Genomic DNA, 18,017 nt, shown 5'->3' with positions numbered 1-18,017 from the left:
GCGCGGCGGCGGCCACCGTCTCGGCGGCGGCGACGGCGAACCGGGCGGAGACGCCGGAGCGCGGGTCGACCGAGGGCGACTCGCGGACCGCGCGGGCGAACCGGGCGAGGACCTCCAGCACGTGTTCCGGCACCTCGGCGACCAGGTCGGCCTCCTGCCGGATCAGCTCCAGTTCCCGCTCCAGGTCGGTCGGGTAGTGGGTGCGGACCTCGGCGCCGAACCGGTCCTTGAGCGGGGTGATGATCCGCCCCCGGTTGGTGTAGTCCTCCGGGTTGGCGCTGGCGACCAGGAGCAGGTCCAGCGGGAGCCGGAGCTGGTAGCCACGGACCTGGATGTCCCGCTCCTCCAGCACGTTCAGCATCGCCACCTGGATGCGTTCGGCCAGGTCCGGCAGCTCGTTGACGGCGAAAATCCCCCGGTTGGTGCGCGGCACCAGCCCGAAGTGGATCGTCTCGGGGTCGCCGAGCGTACGGCCCTGGGCCAGCCGGATCGGGTCGACGTCACCGATCAGGTCACCGACGCTGGTGTCCGGGGTGGCCAGCTTCTCGCCGTACCGCATCGAGCGGTGCAGCCAGCCGATCGGCAGGTCGTCGCCGGACTCGGCGACCAGCGTCCGCGACGCCGGGGTGACCGGGTGCAGCGGGTGCTCGTTCAGCACCGACCCGGGGATCACCGGGGTCCACTCGTCCAGCAGCGTCACCAACGACCGGATGAGCCGGGTCTTGCCCTGGCCCCGCTCGCCGAGCAGCACCATGTCGTGCCCGGCCAGCAGCGCCCGCTCCACCTCCGGCAGCACCGTGTCGTCGTACCCGACGATGCCGGGGAAGCGTGGCACGCCGCTGCGCATCCGGGCCAGCAGGTTGTCCCGCAGTTCCTGCTTGACGCTGCGGTACCGGTGGCCGGCGGCGCGCAGCGCACCGAGCGTGCCGGGCAGGTCGGCCGGTGGGACCGGGGTCATCGAGGTCGGTGCAGTCACCCGCCCAACGCTAGCGCGCTCGGGTGGCTTTCAGCTCTCCCCGTCGGATCCCCGGCTCAGCCGGGTGAGTGCGGCGTCGATGGCGGCCCGCTGCGACTCCTCGCAGTAGGTCTGCGGATCGACCGCTGCCAGCGCGTTCAGCCCTTCGACCACCGCGACCAGGCTGATCGCGGTCTCCGCGCTGGCGGCCGGCGGCCAGTCCGGGCGGACCTCGGCGACCAGGCCGCCGATGCGGTCCAGGAACCGCCGGTTGTAGGCGCGATGCAGGTCGGCGAGGACCGGGTCGGCCAGCGCGGCGGCGAGGAAGCCGACCCACACCCGCGCTTCCTCGCGCTTCTCCTCGGTCGGCGAGGCGGCCTGCCACAGCACGGCCCGCAGTGCCGCCCGGGGCGAGTCGGCGGCGGCTTCGACGGCGTCGGCGCGCTGGCCGGTACGACGGTGCAACAGCTCCCGGGCGTGCGCCAGCAGCGCCTGCTTGTCGGCGAAGGTGTGCAGCACCATGCCGGTGGTGCAGCCGGCCCGTGCCGCGACCGCGCGCAGGGTGAGGCCGGGCAGCCCCCGCTCGGCAAGCACCGACCAGGTGGCCGCCGAGAGGCGCTGTCGCTGGTCGGCGAGGTCCCGCCGTCTGGGCATCCGTCCCTCCCCTGGCCGTGGCCCGTTACCGTAGCGTACGTTACGGTAACGCTTGTTACGGAAACCGGAGAGGGAACGACGATGGTCTCCATCGACCACGAACCGTGGGGCTCGACCGACGCGACCCGCCTGCGCGCCGCGCAACGGGCCGAACTCGACGCCCGCTACGGCTGCGACGACCACGAGCCGGGGACGCCGCCGAGCGCCGAGACGATCAGCGTCTTCCTCGTCGCCCGCGACGCCACCGGCACCGCCGTGGGCTGCGGCGGCCTGCGCCTGCTCGGGCCCGACTCGGCCGAGATCAAGCGGATGTACGTGGTCCCGCCCGCCCGGGGCACCGGTGTGGCCGTCGCCGTCCTACGCGCCCTGGAGGAGGCGGCCCGTCAGGCCGGCGTGCGCACCCTGCTGCTGGAAACCGGCACCGCCCAGCCCGACGCGCAGCGCTTCTACGAACGCGAGGGCTATCGGCGCATCGACAACTTCGGCCCGTACCACGGTGCGGCGCTCTCCGTCTGCTACGCCCGAGACCTGCCCTGAGCGAGCACCGCTCCCTGCCGCATCTCGCGAGGATCCGAGCCGCAGACGGGGCAGCTACCCTCCGTACCTGCGTCGGCAGTTCCCCTCTCCACCACTCCGGGCCCTTTGCTCTGCTTCAGCCCACGCAATAGCGGCTGAGCAGGAGTGATCCACGTGCAGGGACCGACCGCAGAAGGACCGCCGACCACCGAGGGTGACTGCCGCGTCCGTTGAAGCAGAGCAAAGGGCCCGGAGGGAAGGTCGGTGGCCGCCCCGGAGCGGGGCACCGGGAGCGGTTGGAGCACCGGGAGCGGGTCACCGGGAGCGGCAGAGGACCGGCAGCGGCCGAGGACCAGGCCGATGGTGGGCCGGGCGGACGGTGGGCCGGGCGGACGGTGGGCCGGTCAGCGGCCGGCGCGGGCCTTGATCATGCGCGGTACGGCGGCCAGGCCGGTCAGGGGGCGGAACGCCCGGGCGGCGTTGACCAGGGCGGCGTACTCGTCGTCGGTCAGGTCGATCTCGGCGGCGGCGGCGTTGCGCTCCATCTGCTCCACGCTGGACGCCCCGGGGATGGCCACCACGTTCGGGTGGCGCAGCACGTACGCCAGGGCGATCTGGCTCGGCGTGGCGTCGTGGGCGGCGGCCACCTGGCGCAGCGTCTCGATCAGGGCGGTGCCTCGGGCCAGGTTCTCCGGCAGGAAGTACGGGTTGGCCCGGCGGATCGCGCCGACCGGTGGGTGGTGTGCGTCGTACCGGCCGGAGAGGAAGCCCTGGGCCAGCGGGCTGTACGCGATGACGACCCGACCCGCCTGGGCCGCGTACGGCAACAGGTCCTGCTCCGGTTTGCGGTCCACCATGCTGTAGCGGACCTGGTTGCTCAGCACCCGGCGCCCCAGCACGGTCTCGGCCACCTGCCAGCGGCGCAGGCTGTAGTTGCTCACCCCGACCTCGCCGACCAGGCCGACGTCCTGCAACGCGCGCATGCCCCGCATGGTGGTGCCGTCGGCGACGAGCGGGTTGGGCGAGTGCACCTGGTACAGGTCGATGCTGCTGACGCCGAGCCGGGCCGCCGAGGCGACCGCCCGCTGCTGCACCACCGCCGCCACCGGCAGCACCGGAAAGATCTTGGTAGCCACGGTGACCTTGTCCCGGTCGGCGGCCAACGCGGCGCCGAGGATGCGCTCGCTGCGACCGAGGCCGTAGATCTCGGCGGTGTCGAAGACGGTCACTCCCAGCTCGACGGCACGCCGGACGATGTCCGCCGCCAACCGTTCGTAGTCGGGGCCGTAACCCCACTCCCGCGAACCGAACTGCCAGGTGCCGAGGCCGATCTTGGACAGGGGCTTCGGGGTGTCGAGCTGCACGTAGCGCATGATGTCGACCGTACCCGCCGCGCTGTGCCCCGGCCGCCGGTCCGGCGGGCGAGGCCGCCCCGGGCGGTCACCAGGGGCGCGGGTTGGCCCGGTGGTTGCGGACCGTGCAGACGGGTCCCGGCGGTGGCCCGCCGCGCGAGCCGCGCAGCCACCGGACGATCGACACGAGCAGCAACGTGACCAGCAGGCCGCCCGCGACCAGCGGCCAGCGACGGCCGTCCAGGTAGGTGACCGCGGCGACGGGTACGTTCTCGGCGGCCTCGGTCCCCGCGTCGGCACCGGCGCCCGGCAGCGCGTCCGTGGTCTCCGGGGTGCCGCCGACCGCGCTGGCCGGTGTGGTGCCGGGGCGGAGCGCGTCGACCGCCACGACGTCCACGTCCGAGCAGGAGTAGTAGGTGTCGGCGGTCTCCGAGTGCTGCCAGATCGTGTAGATCACGTGCCGGCCGCTGCGGTCCGTCGGCAGCCGGCCGGACATCAGGTACGTCCCGTCCCGCAGCGGCGGGTCGGTGATCCGCAGGAAGGGCAGCCTGTCCAGGTCCGCCCAGGTCAACGCCCTCGACGGGGTGTAGCCCGGCCGGGTCAGATAGAGCCGGAAGGTGCCCTTCTGGGCGGCGGTGGCGCGGTACTGGAAGGCGAACTCGGCGCCAGCGGTCAGCGGCGTCGCCGGCCAGTCGGTGCGCGGCAGGTCCAGCCCCCGGTACGCGGACAGGCCGCCGCTGCACAGCTCCCCGTCGGGGATCGTCTCCCGGTCCCGGCCGTCGACGCCGTACACCCGGACGTTGTCCCACTCGCGCAGCGCGGCGCCCTCCTTCTCCGCCGCCAGGCAGGCCGACGTGCCCACGTGCGGCCCGCCGGGCGCGCAGCCGGCCGAGCGGCTGACCGGGTACGTCGGGGCACCCTGCGCGGCGGCGGGCAGCGCACCGGTCGTCGTCCCGACGAGGGCGACCAACGCGACGACGACAACTCGACGTACGGCCATGATTTCGGACCTCCCACGCACCAGTACGGGCCGGAGGCGTCGAGAGTTCGATCTCTCCGGCCCGGATCGGCGGGCGGCCCGATCGACCGGCGTCAGGAGCGGTACGCGGCCACCGCCTTGGCGAACCGTTCCACCAGTTCACGGCAGTCGTCGGTGGAGACGGTCAGGTGCGGCAGCAGTGGCATCACGCCGCTCGCGTAGCTGGTCAGCAGCCCGTACTCGCGGCACACCCCGCGCAGGTTGTGCACGTCGCGCAACGACCAGAGGTCGCCGTCGGCGTCCCGCAGCTCCACGCCGAGCATCATGCCGATGCCCCGGACCGCGCCGATGCGGGGATCCGCCTGCGAGGCGGCGTCCAGCATCTCGACCAGTTCGGCGCCGCGACGGCGGACCGCGGGAAGGAACCCGTCGGCGGTGAGGATGTCGAGCACCGCCAGGCCGGCCGCCGCGCCGATCGGGTGGCCGTCGGTGGTGGAGCCGTTGGGGAAGCCGAGCCGCACGGGCGGGTCGGCGAGGGCCTCGTAGATGTCGCTCGCCACGACGAGTGCGGCGAGCGGGAAGTAGCCGGCGCTCAGGCCCTTGCCGAGGACCAGCATGTCGGGGACCTCGGCGAGCCGCTCGACGTAGCTCATCGCGGCGACCCGGCCGGCACCGGTGGTCACCTCGTCGGCGATGGTGTGGATGCCCCGGCGACGGCACTCGACGATGAGCGTCTCCAGGTAGTGCTCCGGCGCGGGCAGGAACGAGGTGCCGGAGACCGGCTCGAACATCACCGCCGTCACCCGCTCCACGCCGACCGACTCGATGGCGTCGAGGACCGGGCGTACGCACTCGCCGGTGCACGCGTCGGGGTCGCAGGTCACCGGCGGCGGCGTCGACACGTGCACCACGTGCCCGTCGATCGGGGCGGAGTAGTCGTGCAGGATCGGCTCGTCGGTCAGCGCCGTGGCCAGCGGTCCGGTCCCGTGGTACGCGTCGTGCAGCGCGATCACGGTGTGCCGGTCCGTCTCACCGGTCATCCGGCGGTAGAACCGGGACAGCATCGCCGCCGCCTCGGTCATCTGGCTGCCGGTGTTGCCGAAGCGTACGTGTCGCAGCGGCTGCGGCAGCAGCGCCACGAGCGCGGCGGCGTAGTCGACGGTGACCTGCGGCGGATGCTCGTAGCGCATCACGGTGCCGCTGGGCAGCACGTCGAGCTGACGGGTCATCGCCTGCTTCACCGACTCGCACGAGTACCCCAGCGTGACGTTCCACATCGACGAGCGGGCGTCCAGGTAGCGCCGCCCGGCGGCGTCCTCCAGGTGGCTGCCGGCGCCGCTGACCAGGAACAGATCGGGGCCGTTCTCCCGCAGGTGGGGGCCCATCGGCGTGAGGCCGTGCCAGACCGCGTACTCGCTGTTCGTCATGGTCATCTCCGCGGGGTGAGGGGGGCCGGGGTGTCGAGTGCCGCGCGGACGATGCGGTCCGCGTCGGGGAGCAGGCCGTCGAGCAGCGCCGGGCTCACCGGCGCGGGCACCGGGACGCCGGTGAGCAGCTCGACGTGCTCGGGGCGGACGGCGCCGGTGCGTACCAGGTGATAGGCCAGATCGGTGAGGACGGACCCGGCCCGGGGCTGTTCGTCCACCAGGATCACCGGCCGGTCGGGCACCACCATCGCGGCGACCCCGTCCCGGTCCAGGGGCGCCGCCGTCCGCAGGTCGACCACCCGGGCCTGGACGCCGTGCTCCGCCAGCCGTCGTGCGGCCAGCAGACTCTCGATGACCGTGTTGCCGATCCCGACCAGCGTCAGGTCGTCGCCGGGCCGGGCCAGCCCGGCGACGCCGAACGGCAGCGGGGCCGCGGACGGCTCGGGCTCCGGCAGGTCGGCCCAGGTGGGGGTGAACAGGCGCGGGGACTCCAGCAGGACGACCGGGTCGGGGTGTCGCAGCGCGGTCCGCAGCAGGCCGCCGACGGCGTTCGGCGAGCCGGGTACGGCGACGACCAGGCCGGGGATCTGGCTGAGCAGGCCGTACGGCACGTGTTCGTGCTGCGCGCCGAGGTGCTCGCCGCCCTGGGTGACGCCCCGGATCACCAGCGGCACCGAGAACTGGCCGTCGCTCATGTACCGCCAGGTGGTGACCTGGTTGACCAGTTGGTCGAAGGCGCTGAACAGGAACGCCGCCCGGTGGACGCTGAACAGCACCCGCCGACCCACCAGGGCCATGCCCAGCGCCATGCCGAGCATCGCGTTCTCCGCGATCGGCATCCGGACCATCCGCTCGGGGCCGTACTGCGCGACCAGGTCCTCCTGCTGGAAGGTGCTGAAGTGGCTCAGCGTCGGCTGCTCGGTGAACGCCTCCCGGACCGCCTCACCGATCGGGTGCCGGCGGCTCACCGGCCCGCCCCGATCAGGTCACCGGTGACGGTCACGCCGGTGGTCGCGGTCGCCGGATCGGGCTCCTCGGCGTCCAGCGCCGCCTGCAGCAGCGCGTCGACCTCGGCGGCCACCTCGGCGTGCAGGGCGGTCAGGTCGACCGTGAGCCGTCCGGCGGCGACGGTCAGTGGATCGCGTTCCGCCCACCGTCGCCGTTCCTCCTCGGGCCGGTACTGCGGCGGCGGATGCTGCCCGAGTTGGGTGTGGAAGTCGCGCAGGTAGGTGTGCGCCACGACGACCTGCGGTCCGGTGCCGGCACGGCAGGCCGCCAACGCGGTGTCGGCCGCGTCGTGCACCGCCTCGACGTCGTTGCCGTCGACCTCGACGTACGGCAGCTTCAACCCGGCGACGAGTTCGACGGGGCTCAGATGGCGTACCAGGGCACTCGCCGTCTGGTCCTGCCAGCCGTTGTCCTCGCAGACCACCAGCAGCGGCAGCCGCTGGGCGGCGGCGATGGTGAGGGTCTCGTACGCGCCGCCGGCACCGAGCGCGCCGTCACCGCAGAAGACCAGTACGGCCCGCCCGTCACCGTCGAGCCGGGCGGCCATCGCGGCACCGGCGGCGATCGGGAGTTGGGCGGCGACGATCGACGTCGAGCCGAGCAGACGGTGGTCCCGGTCGGCGAGGTGCATCGAGCCGGACTTGCCGCCGCACAGACCACCGCTGCGGCCGAGCACCTCGCGCATCACCCGGTCGGGCGGGCAACCGGCGGCAAGGGCGTGCCCGTGGCAGCGGTAGAAGCTGACCACCCACTCGGCGGGGTCCCGGGCGCCCAGCACACCGACGGCGACCGCCTCCTGACCGGTGTACGGATGGATCGCGCCGGGCACCAGGCCCTGTTCCGCGCACCGCAGCAGGCTTTCCTCGAAGAGTCGGATGGTGAGCATGTCACGGTAGGCGGACAACAGGTCCATGGTGCTTCCCGTCGTTGGCTTCTCAGCGAGTGCGGTCCCGGGCGGAGATCGCAGAACGCGGTGCGCCAAACGTGATGCCGGTTCAACTTTCGGGTCGGCGGGGTGCGGCGTCAACGGCTGGCTCCGAGGATGGCGCGATGCTGCCAACCTGGTCGCCGCCGTCGGAATCGTCGATTGGCGAGATCGTGCCATCTTCCGGGCCGGACAGGTCCGTACCGGTGCCGCGCAGGCTGCTCACGCAGCCGCCGAGCAGCGCGGCGGAGGCGAACAGGATCAGCGTGGGCACCAGTCCCCACCACTGCGCCAGGGCTCCGCCGAGCAGTGCGCCGACCGGGATCGCGAAGGTCGTCGCGGCCCGCCCGAGGGCGATCACCCGGCCGAGTTGGTGAGTGGGCACCAGCGACTGCTGGAGGGTGGTGGTCGCGATGAACCAGACGGTGGCGCAGAACGAGAAGATCGCCTCGTAGACCACGAGCGTGACGAAGGGCGGGGCGACGGTGGCGGCCGGGATGAGGAACAGCGCGGCACCGGCCAGCGGGGCGAACACCGGCACCACCCGGGTCATGCCCAGCCGGCGGATGACCCGGCCCGCCACCGTGACGGCCAGCATGGACACCACGCTGCTGACCACGTAGGTGATCCCGATCAGCCCGGGTGACAGGTGCAGGTGCTGGTAGGCGTAGACGAGATAGAGGGCACCGAGCGCCGAGCCGCCGAAGTTGAGGGCCGCCGCCGTCACCGCCACCCGCACCAGGACCGGGCGCTGACGCATCGCCGCCACGCCCTCGCGCAGCTGGTCGAGCAGTCCGGCCGTCGCACCCGCGGAGGTGGCGGCGGGGTCGGTGCGGGGGCCGATCCGCAGCCGGGCGTACGCGACCACGCTGACCAGCCGGGCCAGCGCGTCGACGCCCATCGCGGCGGCGGCGCCGGCCACCTGGATCAGCCAGCCGGCCAGGGCGGGCCCGGCCACCTGCCCGACCGACCGCGCCCCGGCCATCGCCGAATTCGCCTGGACCAGCCGTTCCGCCGGGACCAGGCGGGGAATCGAGGCCTGGAGGCCGATGGTGACCAGGGCACCCAGGCCACCGGCGACGACCGCGACCACGGCCAGCATCGGGATGGTGAGCACGTCCAGCAGACCGGCGACCGGCACCGTGGCCACCACGGCCGCGTAGCCGAGACTCCCACCGACGAGCAGGCGGCGCGGCGAGCGGGTCCGGTCGACCACCACCCCGAGCATCGGGGACGCGAGGGCATGCGTGCCGAACTCGATCGCGAACAACGCGCTGGCCACCAGCGGCGACGCTCCCAGGTGGAGGATCGCCAGCGTGGGCAGCGCCAGCGCGGTGATCTCGGTGCCGACGACACCGGCCCCGTGCGCCGCGACCAGCGGGCCCAGACCCTCCACCCGGCGCCGTAGCCGCCCCAGTCCCGCAGTCATCAGCGCAGGGTATGCCGCCCGGGTGGCAGGTCCGTGCCACCGCCCGGCGGGCACCTTGACCATGGTCCACACCGCCGTTACCGTGGCGCCAAGCTCCGGGCGGAGAAGTGGCTGGTAGCACCGGCCGCAGGCAGGACACGAGGCGCGTGGCCGGTCCCAGCCGAACCCACGGGTTCGCCGCCGGATCGCCCTGCCAGACGTGAGGCCGAGATCCCTTCCCCTGTCGGTAGTGGAGCTGGTCATGGCACTCATTCGTCACGATGAACTCGACAGCGACGCCGTCGCGTACCGCGTCTTCGGTGTGACCCGGGACAAGAAGGCCTGGCGCGCGAGCGACATCATCGGCGACGGACTGCGCCGCAAGGACTGGGACCGCACCGAGATCGCCTGGCGGGCCGCCTCGCGCGGGTACTACGCCGAGCAGGCCGGACTGGTCGCCGCCGCCACGCTGGCGGCGAACACCGAGGACGCGCCGTTCCGCTTCAGCCTGGCCCTGGCCACCGCCGACGAGGCACGCCACGCGGACGCCTTCTACCAGTACGCCCGCGCGATCGGCGGCGACGTCGAGCCGGACGCGCAGGAGACGATGGAACCGCTCGACGAGATGCTGCTGAGCCTGCCGCACATGGGTCGGGCGCTGGTCCACACGATCCTGGAGGGGCTCGCGTCGGACGAGTTCATCCTCTTCAGCGAGATCTTCGCCGGTGACCCGCTCGCCCGCCTGTACGAGGCGGTGCGGACCGACGAGATGCAGCACATCGCCATCGGGCTGAACTATCTCTCCCGGGTCTCCGCCACCCCGGCCGGCGCCGAACTCTGGCGCGCGCACGGCCAGGAGTGGCACGACATCGGCTTCGACATCACGGCGCTGAACAGCATCGCGACGTCGTGCGCCACGTTGACCGGCCGCGACCCCGAGAAGGTGCGGTCCTGGTTCGTCCGGCGGCACCGGGCCCGACTGCGGGCCGCCGGTCTGTCCTTCCTCGACCTCGAAGGAGGTGAACGTAAATGAAGATCAAGAAGGTGGCGATCAAGAAGGTCACGCACGGCTCCTGCAAGTACGCCGTCATCCTGTGAAACACAGGTGACTGATCCGGTGGTCCGGGTGGGGTGACCCGCCCGGACCACCGGTAGCCCGCGCTGCCCACCAGTTCCTGCCACCCGCGCCGGATCCCGGAGACGAGACGATGACCATCTGCCTCGCGGCCATGCCGTGGCAGTCCCTGGACTGCCCGTCGCTGCCCATCGGACTACTGAAGGCCGTCACCGTCGCCGCCGGCCGACCGGAACCACTCAGCTACCACGGCGGCATCCGGTGGGCCGAGTACCTGCTTGAGGCCTCCGGCGGCGAACTGGGACCGCCGGAGTACACCGAGGTCGCGGAGGAGGGGCTGTTCCACGGGCTCGGCGACTGGGTGTTCGCCGGGGTGTTGCGCGGCGACGACGCGTTCGGTGTGCCGGAGTTGCGCCGCTACGCCGAGGACCGTGGCCTCGACATCGACCGGGTCACCCGGATGCGCGAGTACGCCGCCGGCTTCGTCGAGGTCGCGGCCCGCGAGATCCTCGCCACCGAACCGACCCTGGTCGGCTTCACCACGACGTTCATGCAGAACGCGCCGAGCCTCGCCACCGCCAAGCGGATCAAGGAGCTGGCTCCGCACGTGCCCATCGTGCTCGGCGGCGGCAACTGCGACGGGATGATGGGCGCCGCGATCCACGAGAACTTCCCCTTCGTCGACTACGTCGTCCGCGGCGAGGGCGAGATCGCCTTCCCCGCCCTGCTCGACGCGCTGGACGGCCGGATAGCCCTGGCCGCCGTACCCGGACTGTGCTGGCGTGACCAGGACGGCCGGCACGACAACCCGCAGGGAAAGCTGATCCCGCCGGCCCTGATGCCGGTGCCGGACTACGACGACTGGTTCGCGCTCATCGCCGAGTCGCCGGTCGGCGAGTACGTGGAGCCGAAGCTGGTGCTGGAGAGCGCCCGGGGCTGCTGGTGGGGCGAGAAGCACCACTGCACCTTCTGCGGCCTGAACGGCACCGGCATGCAGTTCCGGGCCAAGGCGCCGGAGACGGTCATCGAGGAGCTGACCTCGCTGGTCCGCCGGCACCAGACGCTGGACGCGATCATGGTCGACAACATCATCGACAACCGCTACTACCGTGATCTGCTGCCCAGCGTGGCCGCGCTCGACTGGGACCTGCGCATCCACTACGAGGTCAAGTCGAACCTGCGCCCGGACGAGATCACCGTGTTGCGGCAGGCCGGTGTCACCCACGTGCAGCCGGGCATCGAGTCGCTGGTCAGCCCGGTCCTCAAGCTGATGGACAAGGGCGTCACCGGGGTACGCAACGTCCGCACGCTGCGCGACTGCGAGGCCGCCTCGCTGACCGTCTCCTGGAGCTGGCTCTACGGATTCCCGACCGAGTCCACCGCCGACTACGAGGCGGTCCTGCGGCAACTACCGGCACTGGTGCACCTGCAACCGCCGGCCGGTGCCGCCCGGATCCTGCTGGAGCGCTTCAGCCCGTACTTCGAGAACCCGCTGCTGGGGTTCCCGAACCGCCGGCCCGCCAGGATGTACGACCACGTCTACGCACTCGCGCCGGAACAGCTGACCGACATGGTCTATCTGTTCGACACCGATCCGGCCGGGCTCTCCGAGACCGACGCCGAGGGGCTGCACAAGCTCATCGGGATCTGGATCGACGCGTACCCGTCCAGCTCGTTGCGGATCCTCAGTGCCGACGACGAGGAGATCGTGATCGAGGACCGGCGGGTCGGCTGGCCGGAGCAGGACCACCGGATCACCGGGGCCGGGTTCGTGGCCGCGTACCGCGAGTTGGAGAACGGGCGGACCGCGAAGGCCCTGGCCGCCCGGGTCGCCGAGTACGGCCTGCCCCCGGAGGAGTTGCAGGACTGGTTGGCGAAGCTGGCCGGTGACGGGCTGCTCTTCACCGAGCAGGGCCACTGGATCTCCCTGGCCACCCCCACCGAACCGTTGAAGGTGAGCTGATCCCATGACGACGGCGACGAGCGCGGTGATCGCCTTCGACGCACTGCGGACGGACCCGGCGGCGTACAGCCTGCTCGCGGTCGAGCTGCCCGAGCCGTTGCGGTTCGGGCAGTCCCCGGCGCAGGACCTCGACCTGCTGCGGCTGCTCCGTGCGGTCACCAGCCACGCGGTGCGGCTGCGGTGGACGCTGAGCGGTCGTCCGTCGTTCCCGCTGCACACCTACTCGCACCTGTTGCCACCGTGCCTCGGCGTGGAACTGGACGACGTCACCCACACGGTGGCGTGGGCGCGGGACTACCGCTACGGGTCGTTCTACTACCGCCGGGGGCCCGGGATCGTCACGATCAAGGACGTCCGGCCCGGCCAGCCGGCCTCGCGGATGGTGATCGAGGACGGTGCCGACCGGTTCGAAATTCTCGCCGAGTCGGCGGACGGCCGCCCGGAGGCCGACGACGCGGAGCTGGTCGCTGACGCGGTCGAGGCAGGTCTGGCCGTCGAAGCCGACGGCCGCACGCTCGTACTCCCGTTCCGGATGCGGCACTGGCCGGTGCCATACCTGGCGGTCTGATCAGACCAGGCCGCGCCGCGCGGCATGGACACCGGCCTGGAATCGGGTGTTGGCGTCGAGCCGGTGCATCATGTCGGACACCCGCCGGGCAAAGGTCCGCCGGCTCATGTGCAACGTCGCCGCGGCCTGGTCGTCGGTGAGTCCGTCGCCGAGCGCGCGGATCAGCTCCTCGCCCTCGTCGACCCGGGCGGTCGTGGTGCGGGCGGCCCGGGTGCGCTGCACCGCGGTGTCCCACATCAGGCCGAACACCGTGGCCATCGAGTCACCCATCACCACGCTGCGGATCCGCGTGAGCCGGCCGTTGCACGGGTTCACCGGATCCTGGTGGGGCAGATAGACCACGGCCCGGTCCCGCACCACGAGGAAGTAGGGCAGGTCCACCGGGGCCGGCAGGGCGATCCCGTCCCGGGCGAGGGCGGCCACCGGCTCGGCCGGCGACTCCCGGCCGGGCGTGAAGAGCAGGCGGACCGTCAGGTTGCGGGCCCGTAGCTCGCCGAACACCTCCGCCGGCAGCGGCATCTGACCGGGTACGGGCGCCACGACCAGGAGTTCGGTCCGGGTGAGGTCGGTCAACTCGGCGCTGAGCAGCAGGGCGCTGATGTCGGCGCTGAGTACGCGCCGATCCTGATAAGCAGCCCGCTGGACGAGGTTTCTATCAGTAATGGTGGAACGGACGGGTATTGAGCTTGGGCTATCGTATATCACCTTATATGCCCATCGATAACGGCACGCGTCACCGACCGACCATCGGCCGGCACGGTCCTGCTGCATTTCCACCGGACCACGGAGAGTGAAAGTCGGACCCTCCGCCGCCCATTCAGAGCGGGTGTCGGACGCCGCGCGACCGGACGATGATCACAGCTCCCACTGCCGGATCACCTCCCAGCCGTCGAGTCGCTCGGCGGCCCGTACACAAAGATCAGCCAGACTCAGTTCGGCGGATCTCATGTCACAGATAGCGACATAGGCCCCTATCCACATCAAACCCGCTCGTTCTATAACCTTGACGTGTTCGACCCGATCGCCGTCCACACGACAGCCGAGAATCAGGTCCCTTAGCCGTTCGGGCGTCAGCGGCGTCCGTGCCGTCGTCACCGGAATGAGCGTTACGGCTGACAGCTGCACGTTTCCATCCAATGTGTCGTAGACATCCCCCCGCCAACACACCCCCACGTTCAGCGAACGGCATCCGCGACCTAGCGCAGCGGCATTCCCCAGGAGTACCCGGCGGTCGGCCCGTCGGTTTTGGGAACCCGGTCTCCGAGCACCGGAGCGGAGGCGCTGACCACGAGAGCCAGGGCGGCAAGGGCGAACTTCATGCGACGAGACATACGGCGTCTTTCCTTCCCGAATCAGGCAACCTGCCTAACGGTTTCCCCGATTACCGCGTCGGCGAAGCCAGTCTCTTGCGACGCCCGGATACGGTCAACAAGATCGAAGTGACGGGATCGCGCCAGGCGGGTTCACGTCAGCGTGGCAGGATCTTGCCAGCCGTCTTTGCCATCTGACAATCTCTTTCCCGGCACGCCACCGGTCAGGCACGGAGTACTAGTGGAAGGGAGCAGCGTGTTCAGCACCCTGGGCATATCGACCACCGCAGAGGCCGTTTACATGACCATGTTGCGCCAGTCGACCTGGGGGGTCGCCGAGATCGCCGAGTCCCTACGCATCGACGCGCGGCAGGTGCACGACGCACTCGACGAGCTGATCGAACTCGCTCTGGTCCGCGAGTCGCCCGTCAGCCCCGGCAAGATCACGCCGACCAGTCCGAAGGTCGGTCTCGCGGCGCTGCTCGCCCGCGCCAAGGCGGACATCGCCCAACAGCAGTACGAGATCGAGGCGACCCAGGCGGCCATCGACGCGCTCTCCGAGGCGCACCACGTCGACCAGCCCGACCAGCAGGACCAACTGATCCAGATCGTGCAGCTCGACTCGGTGCGCCAACGCCTCCAGCAACTCGCCCGGCTGACGCAGGTGGAGTGCCTCTCGTTCAACCCGGGCGGGGCGCACCGGCCGGACGCGATGGCCGCCAGCAAGCCGGTCAACCAGGAGGCCCTGGAGCGGGGCGTGACCATCAAGTCGATCTATCAGGAGAGTTTCCGGAACGACCCGGACACGCTGGCCTACGCCCGCTGGTTCAACAACCTCGGCGGCGAGACCCGCTGCCTGCCGGTGGTGCTGTTCCAGATGATCATCGTGGACCGTCGGATCGCCCTGTTGCCGGTCGACCCCACCGACGCCCGCAAGGGCGCCGTCGAGATCCACAATCCGGGCGTCACCGCCGCCCTCAGTGCGCTGTTCGACCACGCCTGGTCCACCGCGACACCGTTCGGCGCCGCCGCGAACGCCGACGAGAACGGGTTGGAACCGACCGAGCGGCAGTTGCTCCAACTCCTCGGTGACGGCTATACCGACGAGGCCACCGCCCGCAAACTCGGCCTGTCGGTCCGCACCGTGCAACGGATGATGTCCGACCTGACCACCCGGTTGGGCGCGGAGAGCCGTTTCCAGGCCGGCGCCAACGCGGTGCGGCAACGCTGGCTGTGATCCGGTCCGCGCCCCGCCCCGGGAGGTCCCGCGACGCGGGACCACGGGGCGAGGGCGCGGCGGGTCACACCGACGGTTCGCAGATGAGCCAGTCGCCGTCCTCGCGGAGCATCGACACCAGCCGTGCCTGGGTGGTGCCGTCGGCGTAGCTGACGCTGACCCCGACCGTGCCGGTGGTCTTCCACGGCAGGCCGTTGACCCGCAGCTCACCGGTCATCTCGTGGGAGCTGGGCAGCCGCGCCTCGGCCGCCGAGGTGAACGCCTCCCGGGACTGGTCGGCGCGTACGTCGGCGCAGAGCGACCCGTACGCGTCGTCGAAGCGCCGCTCCTCCAACGCACGGTAGTAGTCGTCCACCACGTCCTTGGCGACACCACCACTGCGGGCCGTCAGGAACACGGCCGACCCCGCTCCGGCGAGCACCAGCAACACGACCGCACCGATCACCACCAGCAACACCGTCTTCCTGGTCTGTTCCGACTCCTGCTTCCTCATGCCGGCACTCCGCTCCGCGTCGTCCCCTGCTCCCTGCGACCGGCACCGCCCTGCGTGCCGCCCCCGGGCGCGTCTGCCTCGATGATCTGCTCACTCCGTTCGCTCGTGTCGGCGCCGAACACGGCGGTGGTCGCGCCGGCGGTCTCCGCGCCGTCGATCACCAACTCCTGCCCGGTCAGGAAGCTCGCCTCCGGGGAGGCGAGATAGTGGAACGCCGCCGCGATCTCGTCCGGTGACGCGTGCCGTCCGGCAGGGATCTTCGCGTTCACCTCGTCGAGCATCGCCGGCGTGTACTCGGCCAACTGCATGGGCGTGAGCACCGCACCCGGGCTGACGCAGGCGACCCGGATCCACGGGCTCAACTCCAGGGCGAACGTGCGGCACAGCGCCACGATGCCGGCCTTGGTCGCGTTGTAGTCGGCGTAGAGCGGGTATCCGCGCGCGCCGTTGACCGATGCGGTGGCCAGCAGGACGCCGGCCCGCTGCCGCACCATCACCCGGGCCGCCGCCTGCCACAGTCCGAGCACGCCCAGCAGATTGACGTCGATGACGCGGCGCGCGTCGGCCTCGGACAGGTCCAGCACCCCGTGCCGCACGCTGATGCCGGCATTGGCGATCACCACGTCGATCGGGGCGGTCTCGGCGACCTGAGTGACCGCGTCGCGGACCGCCGACCAGTCCGCGACGTCGGTCTCGATCCACTGCACCGCCGGGTTCTGCGGATCGGCGGGGGCCTGCACGTCCAGGTTGAACACCCGGTCCCCGCCCGCGGCGAACCGTTGGGCCGTGGCCCAGCCGATGCCGCTGGAGGCACCGGAGATGATTACCGTCCGCATCGAACTCTCCCAGTTCTCGTTGGGTCGTGGTGGGCGCGGTGACCGCGCCCACCACCGGTGTTCCCGGTCAGACCAGCACCCGGCCGCCCGCCGGCGACCCGCTGCCCGACCGCAGGTTGCGGCTGACCGTCAACTTCTTGAGCCACCGATCGGTCCCGTCGTACCGGGCCCGGAACGACTTGCGGCCGTGCACCGCCTGGTAGTTGTCGACGATGAGCAGCGTGCCGCGCTCCACCACCACGTCGTGCTGGTGGGCGAGCAACTGCGAGTGCAGCGCGTCCAGCGCCCGCCGGGCGGCCGCGTCGTCGTCACCGCCCACGCACCGCATGAACGGCAGGTCGATCCGCAGGTACGGCCGGGACGGATCGCCGAACAGCACGGCGACCGGATCCGGGTCGTCCCGCATCCGCTCGACCAGCTTGAGGGCCGGATGGTCCGGCTGGCTCAGGGTGAGCTGACGGATGTGCTCGTCGTCGGGAAGGATGTGATAGCGCGGCTGCCGCAGCACCTCGACGTCGGCCGGGTCCAGGTCCAGTTCCCGGACCGACGCCACCGTGGTGGCCACCTTGTCCTCGTTGCGGACGCCGAACAGCAGCAGGTAGTCGCAGCGGCTCGGGTGGAAGGCGTCCTCGGTGTGGAACTCCAGCAACGCCTCGCTGCCGTGACCGTTCTGCCGCACCTCGTCACCGGCGATCGGCACGATGTTCTGGATGAGCCGCCCGCCCTGGAGGGTGGTCCAGGTGAACGGGTCCCCCAGCGCCATGCCGCACAGCGCCATGAACACCTCGACCTCGGTGACGTGGCTGCCGCGCCGCTCGGCGTCCCAGTGCGTCGGCGTCGGCCCGACCTGCCCGTCGTCGACCGGGAAGCCGAGCACCGAGCAGGCCGCGGCCGGCTCGCCGTGCCGGAACTCGTCCAGGAACTCCCAGAGACCGGCCGGCAGGTGCCGCACCGCGTACCGGTGGCGGTCGTAGAAGTCCGGCTGCCGGGGGTCCACGTCGGGCGTCGAGCGTACGGTCTCGCTGATCGCACGCAACGCCGTCAGATCGGCGTCGCTGAGCTGGTATCGGGGCCAGTCGGTGGTCACCGGGACGCTCCGGAGTCCGCCGCCATCGCCCGGGCGAGGCTCGCCGGCCGCATGTCCGCCCAGGTGATCTCGACGAAGGCGAGGCAGTCGTCGCGCCCGGCCGGGCCGTGCGCCACCGACCAGCCGTCGGGCACCGGGTTCGACTCGGGCCACAGGGAGTACTGCGCTTCGGCGTTGACCAGCACCAGGTATGTGCCGTCAGGCCGGTCGAACGGGTTGGACAT

The 18,017-nt window shown here is 71.5% G+C and carries 19 protein-coding genes; 5 read left to right on the top strand and 14 right to left on the bottom strand.

All coding sequences use genetic code 11. The features are described from left to right. Positions 1 to 958 (bottom strand): magnesium chelatase (locus EYA84_RS03120; protein ID WP_131051473.1); only part of this gene is annotated, 958 nt, incomplete at its 3' end. Between the two features lie 48 nt (positions 959 to 1,006). Then, positions 1,007 to 1,609, bottom strand: coding sequence for a TetR/AcrR family transcriptional regulator (locus tag EYA84_RS03115; RefSeq protein ID WP_131051471.1), 603 nt, complete (start codon positions 1,607 to 1,609; stop codon positions 1,007 to 1,009). Positions 1,610 to 1,690: 81 nt separating this feature from the next. Between EYA84_RS03115 and EYA84_RS03110 the strand changes: the two genes are divergently transcribed. After that, positions 1,691 to 2,146 carry a GNAT family N-acetyltransferase gene (locus tag EYA84_RS03110; protein ID WP_131051470.1) on the top strand — a complete coding sequence of 152 codons (456 nt, stop codon included), beginning with the start codon at positions 1,691 to 1,693 and terminating at the stop codon, positions 2,144 to 2,146. Positions 2,147 to 2,529: 383 nt separating this feature from the next. Here the strand turns inward: EYA84_RS03110 and EYA84_RS03105 are convergent, their stop codons facing one another. From EYA84_RS03105 to EYA84_RS03080, 6 genes are all read right to left on the bottom strand, one after another. Beyond that, positions 2,530 to 3,498: an aldo/keto reductase gene (locus EYA84_RS03105; protein WP_131051469.1), complete on the bottom strand. Its 969-nt coding sequence runs from the start codon at positions 3,496 to 3,498 to the stop codon at positions 2,530 to 2,532. 67 nt (positions 3,499 to 3,565) lie between these two features. After that, positions 3,566 to 4,477: a lytic polysaccharide monooxygenase gene (locus EYA84_RS03100; RefSeq protein ID WP_131051468.1), complete on the bottom strand. Its 912-nt coding sequence runs from the start codon at positions 4,475 to 4,477 to the stop codon at positions 3,566 to 3,568. A gap of 92 nt (positions 4,478 to 4,569) precedes the next feature. Next, positions 4,570 to 5,883 (bottom strand): aspartate aminotransferase family protein, encoded by a 1,314-nt coding sequence (locus EYA84_RS03095; protein ID WP_161594892.1) that lies wholly within the window; start codon positions 5,881 to 5,883, stop codon positions 4,570 to 4,572. Positions 5,884 to 5,885: 2 nt separating this feature from the next. Continuing rightward, on the bottom strand, positions 5,886 to 6,851 hold the full coding sequence (locus EYA84_RS03090) for an alpha-ketoacid dehydrogenase subunit beta (protein ID WP_131051466.1): 966 nt from the start codon (positions 6,849 to 6,851) through the stop codon (positions 5,886 to 5,888). After that, positions 6,848 to 7,795, bottom strand: coding sequence for a thiamine pyrophosphate-dependent dehydrogenase E1 component subunit alpha (locus EYA84_RS03085; RefSeq protein WP_161594891.1), 948 nt, complete (start codon positions 7,793 to 7,795; stop codon positions 6,848 to 6,850). The genes EYA84_RS03090 and EYA84_RS03085 overlap by 4 nt, the downstream gene beginning before the upstream one ends. A 91-nt stretch (positions 7,796 to 7,886) precedes the next feature. Next, a complete protein-coding gene (locus EYA84_RS03080) occupies positions 7,887 to 9,245 on the bottom strand; it encodes an MFS transporter (RefSeq protein ID WP_161594890.1) in 1,359 nt (452 codons plus the stop codon). A gap of 241 nt (positions 9,246 to 9,486) precedes the next feature. Here EYA84_RS03080 and EYA84_RS03075 point away from each other — a divergent pair, with 241 nt between their 5' ends. The 3 genes from EYA84_RS03075 to EYA84_RS03065 all read left to right on the top strand — a co-directional run bounded on the left by EYA84_RS03075 (position 9,487) and on the right by EYA84_RS03065 (position 12,830). Further along, the gene (locus EYA84_RS03075) at positions 9,487 to 10,257 is read left to right on the top strand and encodes a ferritin-like domain-containing protein (RefSeq protein WP_131051463.1); all 771 of its coding nucleotides are present in this window, start codon (positions 9,487 to 9,489) and stop codon (positions 10,255 to 10,257) included. A gap of 175 nt (positions 10,258 to 10,432) precedes the next feature. After that, the gene (locus tag EYA84_RS03070; protein ID WP_131051462.1) at positions 10,433 to 12,262 is read left to right on the top strand and encodes a RiPP maturation radical SAM C-methyltransferase; all 1,830 of its coding nucleotides are present in this window, start codon (positions 10,433 to 10,435) and stop codon (positions 12,260 to 12,262) included. A gap of 4 nt (positions 12,263 to 12,266) precedes the next feature. Next, a complete protein-coding gene (locus EYA84_RS03065; protein WP_131051461.1) occupies positions 12,267 to 12,830 on the top strand; it encodes a DUF5825 family protein in 564 nt (187 codons plus the stop codon). On the opposite strand, the gene EYA84_RS03060 is transcribed toward EYA84_RS03065, so the two are convergent. Further along, on the bottom strand, positions 12,831 to 13,403 hold the full coding sequence (locus EYA84_RS03060; protein WP_131051460.1) for a response regulator transcription factor: 573 nt from the start codon (positions 13,401 to 13,403) through the stop codon (positions 12,831 to 12,833). A 623-nt stretch (positions 13,404 to 14,026) separates the two neighbouring features. Next, positions 14,027 to 14,149, bottom strand: coding sequence for a hypothetical protein (locus EYA84_RS33830; RefSeq protein ID WP_255446594.1), 123 nt, complete (start codon positions 14,147 to 14,149; stop codon positions 14,027 to 14,029). A 247-nt stretch (positions 14,150 to 14,396) separates the two neighbouring features. On the opposite strand from EYA84_RS33830, the gene EYA84_RS03055 reads away from it, so the two are divergent. Next, the gene (locus EYA84_RS03055) at positions 14,397 to 15,377 is read left to right on the top strand and encodes a helix-turn-helix transcriptional regulator (RefSeq protein WP_131051459.1); all 981 of its coding nucleotides are present in this window, start codon (positions 14,397 to 14,399) and stop codon (positions 15,375 to 15,377) included. Positions 15,378 to 15,441: 64 nt separating this feature from the next. Here EYA84_RS03055 and EYA84_RS03050 read toward each other — a convergent pair whose 3' ends face one another. The 4 genes from EYA84_RS03050 to EYA84_RS03035 all read right to left on the bottom strand — a co-directional run bounded on the left by EYA84_RS03050 (position 15,442) and on the right by EYA84_RS03035 (position 18,017). Then, positions 15,442 to 15,870 carry a hypothetical protein gene (locus EYA84_RS03050; RefSeq protein ID WP_131051458.1) on the bottom strand — a complete coding sequence of 143 codons (429 nt, stop codon included), beginning with the start codon at positions 15,868 to 15,870 and terminating at the stop codon, positions 15,442 to 15,444. After that, complete coding sequence (locus tag EYA84_RS03045) at positions 15,867 to 16,706, bottom strand: SDR family NAD(P)-dependent oxidoreductase (RefSeq protein WP_131051457.1); 840 nt, start codon at positions 16,704 to 16,706, stop codon at positions 15,867 to 15,869. Before EYA84_RS03045 ends, EYA84_RS03050 begins: the two co-directional genes overlap by 4 nt. Before the next feature lie 67 nt (positions 16,707 to 16,773). Next, positions 16,774 to 17,793, bottom strand: a complete 1,020-nt coding sequence (gntD, locus tag EYA84_RS03040; protein WP_131051456.1) for a guanitoxin biosynthesis L-enduracididine beta-hydroxylase GntD — start codon at positions 17,791 to 17,793, stop codon at positions 16,774 to 16,776. Beyond that, a complete protein-coding gene (locus tag EYA84_RS03035; protein WP_131051455.1) occupies positions 17,790 to 18,017 on the bottom strand; it encodes an MbtH family protein in 228 nt (75 codons plus the stop codon). The genes gntD and EYA84_RS03035 overlap by 4 nt, the downstream gene beginning before the upstream one ends.

It is taken from the genome of Verrucosispora sp. SN26_14.1, from assembly GCF_004307965.1.
Lineage (GTDB): Bacteria > Actinomycetota > Actinomycetes > Mycobacteriales > Micromonosporaceae > Micromonospora.
The sequence above is the reverse complement of the archived record's forward strand: the minus strand, read 5'-3'. Positions and strand labels throughout refer to the sequence as shown.

Bases quoted from the DNA above. Each gene is read 5' to 3' on its own strand.
- EYA84_RS03115 (WP_131051471.1), bottom strand. From the start codon at position 1,609: ATGCCCAGACGGCGGGACCTCGCCGACCAGCGACAGCGCCTCTCGGCG.
- EYA84_RS03110 (WP_131051470.1), top strand. From the start codon at position 1,691: ATGGTCTCCATCGACCACGAACCGTGGGGCTCGACCGACGCGACCCGC.
- EYA84_RS03105 (WP_131051469.1), bottom strand. From the start codon at position 3,498: ATGCGCTACGTGCAGCTCGACACCCCGAAGCCCCTGTCCAAGATCGGC.
- EYA84_RS03100 (WP_131051468.1), bottom strand. From the start codon at position 4,477: ATGGCCGTACGTCGAGTTGTCGTCGTCGCGTTGGTCGCCCTCGTCGGG.
- EYA84_RS03095 (WP_161594892.1), bottom strand. From the start codon at position 5,883: ATGACGAACAGCGAGTACGCGGTCTGGCACGGCCTCACGCCGATGGGC.
- EYA84_RS03080 (WP_161594890.1), bottom strand. From the start codon at position 9,245: ATGACTGCGGGACTGGGGCGGCTACGGCGCCGGGTGGAGGGTCTGGGC.
- EYA84_RS03075 (WP_131051463.1), top strand. From the start codon at position 9,487: ATGGCACTCATTCGTCACGATGAACTCGACAGCGACGCCGTCGCGTAC.
- EYA84_RS03070 (WP_131051462.1), top strand. From the start codon at position 10,433: ATGACCATCTGCCTCGCGGCCATGCCGTGGCAGTCCCTGGACTGCCCG.
- EYA84_RS03065 (WP_131051461.1), top strand. From the start codon at position 12,267: ATGACGACGGCGACGAGCGCGGTGATCGCCTTCGACGCACTGCGGACG.
- EYA84_RS33830 (WP_255446594.1), bottom strand. From the start codon at position 14,149: ATGAAGTTCGCCCTTGCCGCCCTGGCTCTCGTGGTCAGCGCCTCCGCT.
- EYA84_RS03050 (WP_131051458.1), bottom strand. From the start codon at position 15,870: ATGAGGAAGCAGGAGTCGGAACAGACCAGGAAGACGGTGTTGCTGGTG.
- EYA84_RS03045 (WP_131051457.1), bottom strand. From the start codon at position 16,706: ATGCGGACGGTAATCATCTCCGGTGCCTCCAGCGGCATCGGCTGGGCC.
- EYA84_RS03035 (WP_131051455.1), bottom strand. From the start codon at position 18,017: ATGTCCAACCCGTTCGACCGGCCTGACGGCACATACCTGGTGCTGGTC.